Source organism: Stappia indica (assembly GCF_009789575.1).
Lineage (GTDB): Bacteria > Pseudomonadota > Alphaproteobacteria > Rhizobiales > Stappiaceae > Stappia > Stappia indica_A.
The window spans coordinates 1,619,632-1,632,298 of record NZ_CP046908.1 but is presented as its reverse complement, the minus strand read 5'-3'; the positions used below and the strand labels follow the sequence as shown (position 1 = coordinate 1,632,298).

Here is a 12,667-nt window from a genome sequence, read left to right as displayed (position 1 = left end):
GAGAGCTTCCGGCGCAATGCCGATGCCCGGGACGCAGCCTTGCGTCAGCCGGGTATCTTCAGCTTGTGCCGCGCGATGACCTCGACCTCGGCCGGCTCGTCGCGCATGGCGGAGGAGGGGATGCCGCGTTCTTCCATCTCGCAGTGCCAGTCGCCGGGACTTCCCGAAATCGAGAAGAGATTGTAGCGGGCGGCCGGGCGCTTGCGGCCCGGACCGTTGGAGGCGGAGGGCACGCCGATCACCGGGACGGGGCCGTTCGGCCCCTCGATCTCGGTGCGGGTGGCGAGATGCGTATGGCCGTGCAGCACCAGCTCGCAGCCGGCGCGCTTGACGGCGGCGCGCACGCGGGAGGCATCCGTCAGCCGCTTGTTCCACGCGGTGGCGCCGCGCTGCGGGGGATGGTGGATCAGCAGCACGCGGAAGGCGCCTTCCTCGCCGAGGCGGCCGAGATCGTCGCGCAGGCGGCGGGACTGGCCGCTGCCGAGCCGGCCGGTGGCGAACCACGGGCCGCTGGCTCTTGCGCTGGACGTGCCGACCAGAGCCACGCCGCCGCGGCGGCGGATGAAGGGAAAGCCGTCCTGCAGCGGCAGGTCGCCGGTCATGTACGGCCCCCAGGCATGCACCGCGCGGCGCAGGGCGCCGGGCACATAGGCGTCGTGATTGCCGGGCACGACCGTGAGATCGTCGGGAAGGCCGAGATCGTCGAGCCAGTGGCGGGCCGCCGAAATCTCCATGTCGAGGGCGATGTTGACGAGGTCGCCGGTGACCGTGACGTGGTCCGGCGCCTGTGCCTTCAGGTCGTCGAGCAGCAGGTCGAGCCAGCTGGCCGTCATCGAGCGGGCGCGCGAGCGGTGCCAGTTGACGTAGCCGAGCACCCGCTTGGACACGAGATCGCGAAAGCTGGCATCGGGCATGGGACCCAGATGCGGATCGGAAAGGTGGGCGAGACGAAACATGCGCCCACATCAGGAACAGGAAGGCGAGCGGTCAAGCAAAAAGCGCCGCGGAGGGTCCGGGCGCTTCCATCCGTCCCATGCGGACGGTGCTCACAAAGGCTCTTCGGCGGCGCGATGCGCGCCCTGCCGAGGGTCCTGTCAGTTGCTGCTGAACGTGGTCAGCACCGCGGCGATGCGCGGGTTGGTCAGGTCGACCGCCGGGCGCCACACATAGCGGCGACGAGCGAAAGCCGGGAACAGGGCCGACAACATGGGTCTCTCCTTCGAGAAGGCAGCTTGGAGACGGGCTTCGTCCCGGCGCGCGCGATGCGGGCTCTTCATCCGGGTGCCGCTCCTTCGGCTGCGATGGCACAATTGGCGGAATCGGGCGCGCGAACAAGCGCGATTCGGACAGTGCTCCCATGCAGGGCGCGCATGGTCGGTTAAGCAAAACTTGCGGTTTAGCCGGCCGGATGGGGGACGAGAGCCATGGAAGGGGATAGCGAGGCATGAGGCGAAGCCTGCCGGGCATGACGGCGCTGAGACGGCTGGTCCTCTCGCTCACCCGCTACCAGCGGGCGATGACGCTCGGCGTGCGCGTTGCGGCAACGGACGGGGAGGGGCGGCTGCTGCTGGTGCGCCACACCTATCTCGCCGGCTGGTACATGCCGGGCGGGGCGGTGGATGCAGGCGAGACGCTGGCCGAGGCCGCGCTGCGCGAGTTGCGCGAGGAGACCGGCGTGATCGGCGGCGAGCCGGCGCTCTTTGCCGTCTATCACAACCGGCGCAACCATATCCGCGACCATGTCGCGCTTTACCGCGTGGCGGTGGAGGCGGTGCCGGACGGGGCGCTGGCGCCCAATCGCGAGATCCGCGAGGCGGGCTTCTTCGCGCCGGATGCGCTGCCGCCGGACACCAGCCCGGCGACGCTGAGGCGCATTGCGGAACTTTCCGGCGAAAGCCCGCCCTCGCCGTTCTGGTAGGGCGTCACGTCACCCCTTCGGCAGCGCGTCGCGGCCATGCGGGCGATCGAGGTCCAGCACCGGGCCGAGCGGCACGATGCCGGTCGGATTGATGGTGTCGTGCGAGCCGTAATAGTGCTGCTTGATGGTGGCGAAGTCGCAGGTGTCCGCAACGCCGGGATACTGGTAGAGCTCGCGCAGGTAGCCGGAGAGCGCCGGATAGTCGGCAATGCGGCGGATGTTGCACTTGAAGTGGCCGACATAGACCGGATCGAAGCGCAGAAGCGTGGTGAACAGCCGCCAGTCCGCCTCCGTCAGCTGGCCGCCGACGAGATAGCGCTGGCGCGAGAGGCGGTCCTCCAGCCAGTCGAGCGCGGTGAAGAGGGTGGTCACCGCCTCCTCGTAGGCCTCCTGCGTGGTGGCGAAGCCGGCCTTGTAGACGCCGTTGTTGACCTCGTCGTAGATGCGGGCGTTGACCTCCTCGATCTCGGGGCGCAGGCCTTGCGGGAAGAAGTCCAGCCCGCTCTCGACGCCGGGAAGGTCGTCGAAGGCGGAGTTGAGCATGCGGATGATCTCCGCCGATTCGTTGGAGACGATGGTCTGCGTCTTGCGGTCCCAGAGGATCGGCACGGTGGCGCGGCCGGTATAGGCCGGGTCGGCCTTCACATAGACCTGCCAGGCGGTCTGCGCGCCCGTCTCGGGTTCGGGCTTCGCGAAGGTCCAGCCGTTTTCCAGCATCAGGGGCTCGACCGCGGAGAGCGAGATCTTGTCCTCCAGGCCCTTGAGCTTGCGGAAGATCAGCGTGCGGTGCGCCCAGGGACAGGCGAACGAGACCATCAGGTGGTAGCGGCCGCTTTCGGCGGCAAAGCCGCCCTTGCCGCTGGTCTCGGCGGCAAAGCCGCCCTGGCCGCTGGGGCCGGGCGCGCCGTCGCGGGTGACCCAGTTGCGGAAGGAGGACTCCTTGCGCTCGAACCGCCCGCCGGTCGAGCTGGTATCGTACCACACGTCCTTCCACACTCCGTCCACCAGCATGCCCATGTCGCGTTTCCCTTGTCTTGTCTCGTGTCGCTGTCGTTCACGATAGGAGATGGGACCGGGTCGCGCGCCTTCAACCGCGCGAATGGACCATTCACGGAGAGTGAACGATGGTCCGGGCCGCAAAATCGCTTTACGGTCCGGGCATTGCATGATACCGACCCCATCCGGTCATGACAGTCTTTCCGATTGCGAGAGGCGGGTCGGACCGGAACCGGTTGCCGCGGATGCCGAAAGGCGGGCCGCAAGAGCAGGACGCGATGAACAGGATCGAACGGCAGCGACGACGAGACTTGCGACGAGGCCAGCCCTCGCGCGTCGTCACACGTGTGCCTTGAGATCCGGCTAGAGCGTTGGGGGTGAACCGGCGGAGCGGATCGAAGGCACAAGTTTCCGCCTGACCGTACCGACCACCGAGATCCGATCCATGCTCGCACTGTCCTGGCTTATCCGGAACGAACTGCCTTCCGACCTTCCCGCCATTCTCGACCTGCAGGCCGAAGCCTTCGGCCCGGGCCGCTTCGCCAAGACGGCCTTCCGTCTGCGCGAGGGGATCGAGCACGACCGGCGTCTGAGCTTCGTGGGCATGAGCGGCGACGTCTTTGCAGGCTCGGTGTGGCTGACGCCGATCACCATCGGCGATGCGCCCTCGCAGCTGCTCGGCCCGCTGGCGGTGGCCCCGGCCTTCAAGAACCGGGGGCTGGGCCGGCTGCTGGTCAACCAGGCGCTGAAGACCGCGCAGGCGCTGGGCGAGAAGAGCGTGCTGCTGGTCGGCGATGCGCCCTATTACGGGCCGCTCGGCTTTGCGCCGGTGCCGATGGGGCGGATCACCCTGCCGGGGCCGGTCGATCCGGCGCGGCTGCTGGTCGCCAACCTGGTGCCGGGCAGCGAGATGCCGCATGGCAAGGTGCGCGGCGGCCGCGACGCGGTCGCGGCCTGAGGCGCCTTCAAGCCCGATAGCGCAGCTTGACTCCCCTCGCGATACCACAGGCCCTGCGAGGAGAAGTGGCTCAGCGCCCCCCGCGATACCACAGGCCCCGCGAGGGGAAGCGGCTCAGCGTCCCTCGCGATACCACAGGAATGACACGCCGCCGAGCAGCAGGGCGAGACCGAGCAGGCTCTGGAACAAGGGATAGCGGTCGATGCCGCGCAGGATGCTGGCCTCCGTCGTGCGGAAGCCGATCCAGCCGTCGCCGGCGAAGCTGGTGGCCCGGCGCATCGGCACCACCCGCGGCACGACGATGCGGTCGTCCGCCCCGGCGAGGCGGCGGACGCTGCCGCCGGTTTCGCCGGCAACCGGCGCAAGGGTCTCCACCGTCGACAGCACGTCGGTGAACTCGCGCGGGTTCGGCGGGCCGACATGGACCAGCGCCTTGCGGGTGCCGTCGTCGACGGAATAAAGGCCGAGATCGGGCGCCGGCGCGGTGGCGCGCCACAGGCCGGGGGAGACCTCGGTCGGGGTGAGGTTGCGCGTCTCGCCGCCGGGCAGGGTCAGCGTCATGTCGCCGACGGCCTCGCCGATGGTCTGGCGTTCGGCGACGACTTCCGCCCCGCGCGAGGTGAGGCGCAGGGCCTCCTCCTCCAGATCCGGCTCCTTCATCAGCCAGTGGGCGAGACGGCGCAGCAGGTCGACATGCGGGCCGCCGCCCTCGTAGCCGCGGGCCCACAGCCAGACGTGATCGGACAGGAGCACGGCGACGCGGCCCTCGCCCTCGCGGCTGAGCACCAGGAGCGGCTTGTCCTCGGCGCCCGTCATCAAGGTTTCGCCGTTGCGCACGGCCGCGTCGACCAGGCGGAACCAGCGGCTCCAGGCCGGCGGCTCAGAGGCCGAGCCGGGCAGGTCGCGCGTCACCGGATGGCGGTTGCCGACCTCGGAGATGCCGGCGCGGAACGGCTCCTCGTAGATCATGCCGCTGGGCTCGGCCGGCAGGACCGGCGACAGCGGCGTGCGGTAGATGCTGCCGCCTTCCGCGTAGTCGGGGCCACCGGCCACGAGCACGGCGCCGCCCTCGCGCACATAGCGGGCGATGTTGTCGAAATAGAGCAGGGGCAGCACGCCGCGCCGCTCGTAGCGGTCGAAGATGATCAGGTCGAACTCGTCGATCTTCACCGAGAACAGTTCGCGCGTCGGGAAGGCGATCAGCGACAGCTGGTGGATCGGCGTGCCGTCCTGCTTGTCGGGCGGGCGCAGGATGGTGAAGTGGACGAGATCGACGGAGGCGTCGGACTTCAGCAGGTTGCGCCAGGTGCGCTCGCCCGCATGCGGGCTGCCGGAGACCAGCAGGACGCGCAGGTTCTCGCGAATGCCCTCGATGGTGACGACGACGCGGTTGTTGATGTCGGTCAGCTCGCCGTCCAGCACCTCGGCGGAGAACTCGAAGATGTTGTTGCCGCCATGGGCGATGGTGACGGGAATGTCGATGGTGGCGCCGGGCTGGGCCATCTGCTGGGAGACGACCTCGCCGTCGCGCCGCACCACGATGGGCACCCGGCCGCTGGCGCCTGTCACGCCGCGGTCCTGCAGCTGCAGCGTCACGACCTGCTCGGAGCCGACCAGCGCGAATTTCGGGGCGCGGGCGATGGCAAGGCGGCGGTCGATCTCGTCCTCGCGCCCGGTGATCAGCGCATGCAGCGGGGCGTTGAAGCCAAGGTCGGCGGCGCGGGCGGGAATGTCGTGGACCTGGCCGTCGGTGATCATCACGGCGCCGCCGATGCGGTCCGGCGGCACGTCGGACAGGCTGTCGGCGAGCGCGGAGAACAGGGCGGTGCCGTCGGCGGTGGCGCCGTCGCCGCGTCCGGCGCGCGTCACCCGGACCTCGTAGCCGGGCAGGCCGGCAAAGCGCTGCTCCAGCGCGCTCAAGGCCTCAGCGGCGGCGCTGGTGCGGTCGGCAAGGCGCTGGCTCTGGCTTTCGTCGACGATGACGGAAACGACGCTGGACAGCGGCTCGCGGTCCTCGCGCTCCAGCGCCGGGCCGGTCAGGGCGAGCAACAGAAGCGCCATGGCGAGCGCCCGCAAGGGCCAGGCCGGCAGGCGCAGGACAAGCGCGCCGACGGCCAGCAACAGGGCGACCACCGCGGCGGCAATGAGCGCCCAGAGCGGCACGAGAGGGGCGAAGGAGAGGGACCAGATCAATGGATCGCTCCTATTGGCCGAGCCGTTCCAGCAGCGCCGGAACGTGCACCTGGTCGGCCTTGTAGTTGCCGGTCAGGGCGTACATGACGATGTTGACGCCGGAGCGGTAGGCATATTCGCGCTGCACGGCATCGTTGGGAACGGTCGGGAACAGCGGGTTGCCGGCCTCGTCCACCGCCCAGGCGGCGGCGAAATCGTTGCCGGTGATCAGCAGCGGCGAGACGCCGTCGCCGGCGCGCACCGGGCGTTCGCCGGTGTTCCGCGTCTCCGTCGCCTCGACCCAGAGCGGGCCGTCCGCATAGCGGCCGGGGAAGGTCTCCAGCAGGTAGAAGGCCTTGGTCAGGACGTGGTCGGCCGGCACCGGCTCCAGCGGCGGGATGTCGAGCCCGTCGAGCACCTGGCGCAGCCGCAGCACCGCCGGCGACGTGCCGAAGCCGGAAATCCCGGCCGAGAGCTGGTCGGCGGTGTCGAACAGGATGGTGCCGCCGTTGCGCATATAGGTGTCGATGCGCGCGAGCGCCTCGGCGGAAGGAACCGGCGTCGTCTCCGAGATCGGCCAGTAAAGCACGGGGTAGAAGGCGAGCTCGTCGGTCGCAATGTCGACGCCGACGGGGGCTTCCGGCTCCAGCGCCGTGCGGGTGGAGAGATAGCGGGTGAGGCCGAGAAGGCCCTGGCGGCTGGTGGCATCGCGGTCCGGCTGGCCGGTGAGCACATAGGCAAGGCGGGTGTCGAGCGTCGCCTCCAGCGCTGCAAGATCGTCGGACGTCTCCTGCGCCCGTGCCGTCTGCGGCAGGGCGAGCGCCGCGGCAATGCCGGCGAGAAGCAGCACGGCCGTGCCGCGGGCAAGCCGGCCGCGCAGCCCTTGCGCATCGCCGCGCAGCCACATCATCGCGATCGCATCGGCAAAGAGCAGCAAGAGGGCGGCGAGGAAGAGCAGCGGCCTCAGATCGCTTGCCTCCGTGGTGGGGTAGGTCGCGACCGTCGCAGCGCCGTCGAGCGGGCCTAGATCGAGCGGCATGACCTCGTCGAGCGAGGCGAAGAGGTTTATGGCGCGGAAGGCATCGTCGCTGCCGTAAAGGCCGGGCGGATGGCGGCGGCTGGCCGCGACATCGCCCTGGCGCGCCGAAACGGGCAGGGCGGAGGCCGGCGGCGGACCGAGCCGGCCGCGCCCGTCGAGGACACGCACGGGGGGCAGCAGCACCTCGGCCGGCTCCTGCACGGTGCCGGCGGCAGCGGCGGCCCCGGTGCCCTCGCCCCTTGCGCCGGACGCGGAGGAGAGCGCCACGATCCGCCGCAGCATGGAGACGAAGGTGCCGGAGATCGGCAGGTTCGACCAGCCGGTGTCGGCGGTGACATGGAAGAGGACCAGCGTTCCGCGTCCGCGGAGCGAGGCCGTGACGAGCGGCGTGCCGTCGGCGAGCGAGGCCCAGGTGCGGTCGGCAAGATCGGGTCCCGGCTCGGCCAGCACCTGCCGGTTGACGGTGACGTCGGCCGGCACGTCGAGGCGGGCGAAGGGGGAGGCGTCCGCAAAGCTTGCCAGCGGCTGCGGCTGCTCCCAGGACAGGCTGCCGCCCAGCGTCCGGTCGCCGGCGCGAAGGGCGGCGGGCACCAGGTCGTCGGTGCCGCCGGCCATGCGCGGGCCGGCGAAGCGCAGCAGCACGCCGCCCTGCTCGACCCAGGCGGCGACGGCCTCCATTGCGCCTTCCGGCAGGCGGCCGACATCGGCCAGCACGATGACGGAGACGCCCTGCTCGATGAGGTCCGGCAGGGCTTCGGCGAGGTTCTCCTCGCGCGGGCGGCGCAGCTCCGCAAAGGGCGAGAGCGCGCGCTCCAGATAGTAGAGCGGCGACAGCAGCGGCTGCGCCTGGTCGGCGGAGGCGCCGGAGACGATGCCGACGGTGCGGCGCTGCCAGCGGTCGTCGAGAAGCTGCACGCCGGCGGCGCTGTCCTGGCCGACCAGCTCCAGCCGGGCGACGTCGTTGCGCAGCTCGACGGGGAAGTCGAACCGGGCCGCGCCGGTGACGCCGTCCTCCTCGAAGGTGGCGTCCGCCTCGCCGAGGGTGAGGCCGCGCATGTCGAGTGCGCGGATGGTGCGCGGGGCGGTCGAGGGGGCGTCGTCGAGCACGGAGACGGTCAACGCCTCGATGTCGTTGCGGGCATCGGCGAGGACGGCGGGGCGGCCGAGACCAGTCATGACGGTCAGCTCGCTCTCGCCGGCAAGGGCGCGCAGGTCTTCCACGAAGCGCGGCGTTCCGGCCGCCGCCGCATCCTCGGCGAGCCAGACGATGGAGCCGGGACGGGTCTCCTGCGCGGCCTTGCGCAGGCCGAGGGTCAGCTCGCCCCGGTTGGCCGGCCAGGCGCGCGGCTCCAGCACGCGCAGCCGCTCCAGCGCGAGGCGGGCGTTCTGCGGCACGAGGGGCTGGTCGGCACCTTCTGCGGTGGCCGCAAGCAGGACCGGCCGGCCGCTGTCGGCGGCGGTCTCGACCAGCTGCTCGGCGGTGCGGCGGCGGGTTTCCCAGCCCGAGGAAGAGGCCCAGCCGTTGTCGAGGACGATCCACAGGGGGCCGGAGCCGGCGGGGGCATCGGCCAGCGGGCGCCAGATCGGCCCGGCAAGGGCGAGGATGATCGCGGCGGCCAGCAGCAGGCGCAGAAGGGTCAGCCACCACGGGCTGTTGTCCGGCGTCTCCTCGCGCTTGTCGATATCGGCGAGGAGGCGGGCCGGCGGAAAGGCGACGCGGCGCGGGCTCGGCGGGATCAGGCGCAGCAGCCACCAGATCACCGGAAGCAGCAGCAGGGCGGTGAGCACCAGCGGCGCGGTGAAGCCGAGCGGCAGGAAGGAGGTCATCGTCCGGCGCCTCCCGGTCCATGGAGCGGAATGCCGCTGAGGCGGCTGTGCAGGACCAGCATCGGCTCGGATGCGGGCCGGTCGGTATGGTGCACGACGAAGGTCCAGCCGGCGCGGCGGGCGGCATCCGACAGCGCCTGCCGGTGCGCCTCCAGCCGGTCGCGATAGGCGCGCCGCCACTGCTCGGCCTTGCCGCTGGTGAGCTTGAAGCCGGTCTCGGGGTCGCGGAACTCGGTGCGGCCGGTGAAGGGGAAGGTCTCCTCGATGGGATCGAGGACCATCACCACATGGGCGCGGGCGCCGGTGGCGGCGACCTTGCGCATCCAGGCCAGCGTCTCCTCGACCGGATCGAGCAGGTCGCCGATCAGCACCACTTCCGAAAAGCGGCGGATATCCTCCGTCGGCGGCAGGCTGAGCGGATCGGCGAGATGCCCCAGCGCATCGGCAATGCGCTCGGCCGCGTGACGGTCGGCGGCGGGCCGGCGCAGGCCGGGCAGGCCGATGCGCTCGCCGGTGTCGGCGAGAAGATCGGCAAGCGCCAGCAGCAGCACGAGGGCGCGGTCGCGCTTCAGCGCCTGCGACAGATGCGAGCGAAAGCCCATGGAGGGCGACAGGTCCGCCCAGAGCCAGACGGTATGGGCGGCCTCCCACTCGCGCTCGCGGACATAGAGATGGTCGTCGCGGGCCGAGCGGCGCCAGTCGATGCGGCGCACCGGCTCGCCGGCGATGAAGGGGCGGAACTGCCAGAAATTCTCGCCGGTGCCGGAGCGGCGGCGGCCGTGCCAGCCGGCATTGATCGTCATGGCCACCTGGCGGGCTTCGACCAGCAGATCGGGCAGGGCCTCGGCGAGCGAGCGCGCTCCGGCAACAACCTGCGGCCAGGGGGCCCCCTGGGGGTCGTCCTGCGCGGCGGAGCCCGGCGAGGAGAGAGAAAAGCGCCCCAGGCTGCTCATGAGCCGTTATCCGATCCGGCTCTTGATGCGGCCGATCACCCCGCGGATCGTCTGCCCGTCGGCGCGCGCGCCGAAGGTCAGCGCCATGCGGTGCTGCAACACCGGCTCGGCCAGCGCCAGCACGTCGTCCACCGACGGCGCAAGACGGCCGTCGACCAGCGCGCGGGCGCGCACGGTGAGCATCAATGCCTGGCTGGCGCGCGGGCCCGGACCCCAGGCGATCTGGCTGGTGATCTCGTCGTCGCTCTCGCCGGGACGGGCGGAGCGGACGAGTTCCAGGATCGCCTCGACGACGCTCTCGCCGACCGGCATGCGGCGCACGAGCTGCTGGCAGGTGACGAGATCCTCTGCCGACATGACGGCGGTCGCCTTCGCGTCCAGGGCGCCGGTCGTCTCCATGAGGATGCGCCGTTCCGCCTCGCGGTCGGGATAATGCACGTCGATCTGCATCAGGAAGCGGTCGAGCTGCGCCTCGGGCAGGGGATAGGTGCCCTCCTGCTCCAGCGGGTTCTGGGTCGCGAGCACATGGAAGGGACGCGGCAGGTCGTAGCTCTGGCCGGCGACGGTGACGTGATATTCCTGCATCGCCTGCAGCAGCGCCGACTGGGTGCGCGGGCTGGCGCGGTTGATCTCGTCGGCCATCAGGACCTGCGAGAAGATCGGCCCCTTGATGAAGCGGAAGGCGCGGCTGCCGTCGCGGGCCTGGTCCATCACCTCGGCGCCGAGAATGTCGGAGGGCATCAGGTCTGGCGTGAACTGGATACGGCGGGCATCGAGGCCGAGCACCGTGCCGAGCGTTTCCACCAGCTTGGTCTTGGCAAGGCCGGGCACGCCGACCAGCAGGCCGTGGCCGCCGGCGAGCAAGGTGACCAGCGCGCGCTCGACGACGCTTTCCTGGCCGAAGATGATGCGGGCGATTTCGGTGCGGGCGGCGGTGATCCTGTCCATCGCCGTTTCCGCATCGCGGGCGACCTGCTCGTGATCAACTTCCGGTGAAGTGACGGCGCTCATGGTCGTTTCATACCTCCTGATCACGCGGCAGCTGCGAGATCGCTCGTTCTGCCAGGCTCGGCCCGCGGTTGCCATCCGCCGTCTCGCCGTTGCAGTCTTGCGGCGGGAAACGGCCCGGGACTCAGTTTGCCATCCGGCGATGGTAACCCATGTCACGATAGGGTATGGGCCAAATGATGGCGGCGACAATGGGAGATGCGACAGGGATGACGCAAAGGCAGGCCGAGGACGCCGGCGAGATGCCCGCCGGGCTGGCCGATCTCGTCGCCCGGGCCGGCAAGACGCGCGGAACGCCGCCGGTGGAGCGCTGGAACCCGCCTTTCTGCGGCGACATCGACATGCGGATCGCCAGCGACGGCCGCTGGTACTACATGGGCTCGCCCATCGGGCGCGAGGCATTGGTGCGGCTGTTCGCCTCGGTGCTGCGGCGCGACGAGGACGGGCGGCATTATCTGGTGACGCCGGTCGAGCGGGTGGGCATCACCGTCGAGGATGCGCCCTTCCTCGCGGTCGAGATGCATGCGCAAGGCGAGGGCCGCGAGCAGCTGCTGACCCTGCGCACCAATGTCGGCGATGTGGTAAAGGCGGATGCAGACCATCCGCTCCGCTTCGAGCGGGAAACTGGCACAGACGGGCTGAAACCCTATATCAGGGTACGCGGCGCACTCGATGCGCTGCTGGCGCGGCCGCTGCTCTATCAGCTGGCCGAGCTTTTCGAGGAACACGACGTCGACCACGAGAGCGGGGGACGCGCCATGCTCGGCGTATGGAGCGGCGGCGTCTTCTTTCCGGCGGTTGCGGCCGGCGAGACGGATACGGAAACAGGCGGGGCAGGGTGAGCCTGGAGATCGAGCGGGAACGCGAGGCGCGGACAACGCCGGAGCTGTCGTCGGACATGGCAGCTGTGCTGGACAGCGCGGAAGCCTTTGTCGAGCAGGCGCGGCTGCGCCTTGCGCTGGCGGCGATGGACGAGGTGGGCGACCACATCCTCAATCCCGACATGGGCCCCTTCGCCTTCGCCAAGCGTCCGCCGCGCGATGCGGCCGTGCTGATCCCTGTGGTGGACCGGCCGGCGGGGGCCTCGATCATCCTCACCCGGCGCACCGACCACCTGACCAGCCATGCGGGCCAGATCTCGCTGCCGGGCGGCAAGATCGACCCCGAGGACGATGGCCCGATCGGCGCGGCGCTGCGCGAGGCGAACGAGGAAATCGGCCTCGAACCGAGGGCCGTGCGCCCCATCGGCGTGTTGCCGACCTATCTGACCGGATCGGGCTACCGGGTCGCCCCGGTGCTGGGCCTGGTGTCGCCGCAGGCGCCGATCTCCGCCAATCCGGACGAGGTGGCGGAGATCTTCGAGGTTCCGCTGCGCTTCCTCATGAACGACGTCAACCACCACCGGCAGTCCCGGATCTTCGCCGGAAAGCCCCGTTATTTCTACGCCATGCCCTATGGCGAACGGTACATCTGGGGGGTTACCGCCGGTATCCTCCGTCTCCTCCATGACACGGTGTGCCGCTGATGCTGCGTATCATTCTCACCCAACTCCTGCTGTTCTCGCTGCCCTTCATCGGCTTCGCGATCTGGCTGTTCATCAACAAGAAGGCCCAGACCTCGGAGAACTGGCGCAAGGGGCCGATGCTGTGGCTGATCATTGCCGGCGGCCTATTGGTCGTCGGCGGGCTGGTGATGCTGACGACGCATGGCGGGCTGCCCGAGGGAATGACCTACCGGCCGGCGGAACTGCGCGACGGCCAGTTCATCCCCGGCCGCTACGAATAGCCGGCAGCAGT

The 12,667-nt window shown here is 70.3% G+C and carries 11 protein-coding genes; 5 read left to right on the top strand and 6 right to left on the bottom strand.

What is annotated here, in order from left to right; genetic code table 11:
* Positions 1 to 44: 44 nt before the first annotated feature.
* Complete coding sequence (locus GH266_RS07710; protein ID WP_158193373.1) at positions 45 to 956, bottom strand: metallophosphoesterase family protein; 912 nt, start codon at positions 954 to 956, stop codon at positions 45 to 47.
* A gap of 488 nt (positions 957 to 1,444) precedes the next feature.
* Here GH266_RS07710 and GH266_RS07705 point away from each other — a divergent pair, with 488 nt between their 5' ends.
* On the top strand, positions 1,445 to 1,918 hold the full coding sequence (locus GH266_RS07705) for an NUDIX domain-containing protein (protein WP_209001563.1): 474 nt from the start codon (positions 1,445 to 1,447) through the stop codon (positions 1,916 to 1,918).
* A 9-nt stretch (positions 1,919 to 1,927) separates the two neighbouring features.
* Here GH266_RS07705 and GH266_RS07700 read toward each other — a convergent pair whose 3' ends face one another.
* Entirely contained in the window at positions 1,928 to 2,935 is a 1,008-nt protein-coding gene (locus GH266_RS07700) for a glutathione S-transferase family protein (RefSeq protein ID WP_158193372.1), read from the bottom strand.
* Positions 2,936 to 3,359: 424 nt separating this feature from the next.
* On the opposite strand from GH266_RS07700, the gene GH266_RS07695 reads away from it, so the two are divergent.
* The gene (locus GH266_RS07695) at positions 3,360 to 3,872 is read left to right on the top strand and encodes a GNAT family N-acetyltransferase (protein ID WP_158193371.1); all 513 of its coding nucleotides are present in this window, start codon (positions 3,360 to 3,362) and stop codon (positions 3,870 to 3,872) included.
* Between the two features lie 114 nt (positions 3,873 to 3,986).
* Here the strand turns inward: GH266_RS07695 and GH266_RS07690 are convergent, their stop codons facing one another.
* From GH266_RS07690 to GH266_RS07675, 4 genes are read right to left on the bottom strand one after another with little or no spacing between them, the layout of a single operon-like run.
* Positions 3,987 to 6,065: a hypothetical protein gene (locus GH266_RS07690; protein ID WP_158193370.1), complete on the bottom strand. Its 2,079-nt coding sequence runs from the start codon at positions 6,063 to 6,065 to the stop codon at positions 3,987 to 3,989.
* Between the two features lie 10 nt (positions 6,066 to 6,075).
* Positions 6,076 to 8,910 carry a DUF4159 domain-containing protein gene (locus GH266_RS07685; protein ID WP_158193369.1) on the bottom strand — a complete coding sequence of 945 codons (2,835 nt, stop codon included), beginning with the start codon at positions 8,908 to 8,910 and terminating at the stop codon, positions 6,076 to 6,078.
* Positions 8,907 to 9,863, bottom strand: a complete 957-nt coding sequence (locus GH266_RS07680) for a DUF58 domain-containing protein (protein ID WP_158193368.1) — start codon at positions 9,861 to 9,863, stop codon at positions 8,907 to 8,909. Before GH266_RS07680 ends, GH266_RS07685 begins: the two co-directional genes overlap by 4 nt.
* A 6-nt stretch (positions 9,864 to 9,869) precedes the next feature.
* Positions 9,870 to 10,874: an AAA family ATPase gene (locus GH266_RS07675; protein ID WP_158193367.1), complete on the bottom strand. Its 1,005-nt coding sequence runs from the start codon at positions 10,872 to 10,874 to the stop codon at positions 9,870 to 9,872.
* Between the two features lie 173 nt (positions 10,875 to 11,047).
* Here GH266_RS07675 and GH266_RS07670 point away from each other — a divergent pair, with 173 nt between their 5' ends.
* From GH266_RS07670 to GH266_RS07660, 3 genes are read left to right on the top strand one after another with little or no spacing between them, the layout of a single operon-like run.
* Complete coding sequence (locus tag GH266_RS07670) at positions 11,048 to 11,713, top strand: DUF1285 domain-containing protein (protein ID WP_425329565.1); 666 nt, start codon at positions 11,048 to 11,050, stop codon at positions 11,711 to 11,713.
* A gap of 56 nt (positions 11,714 to 11,769) precedes the next feature.
* Entirely contained in the window at positions 11,770 to 12,396 is a 627-nt protein-coding gene (locus tag GH266_RS07665; RefSeq protein WP_158196099.1) for a CoA pyrophosphatase, read from the top strand.
* On the top strand, positions 12,396 to 12,656 hold the full coding sequence (locus tag GH266_RS07660; RefSeq protein WP_158193365.1) for a DUF6111 family protein: 261 nt from the start codon (positions 12,396 to 12,398) through the stop codon (positions 12,654 to 12,656). The genes GH266_RS07665 and GH266_RS07660 overlap by 1 nt, the downstream gene beginning before the upstream one ends.
* The last annotated feature ends 11 nt before the right edge of the window (positions 12,657 to 12,667 follow it).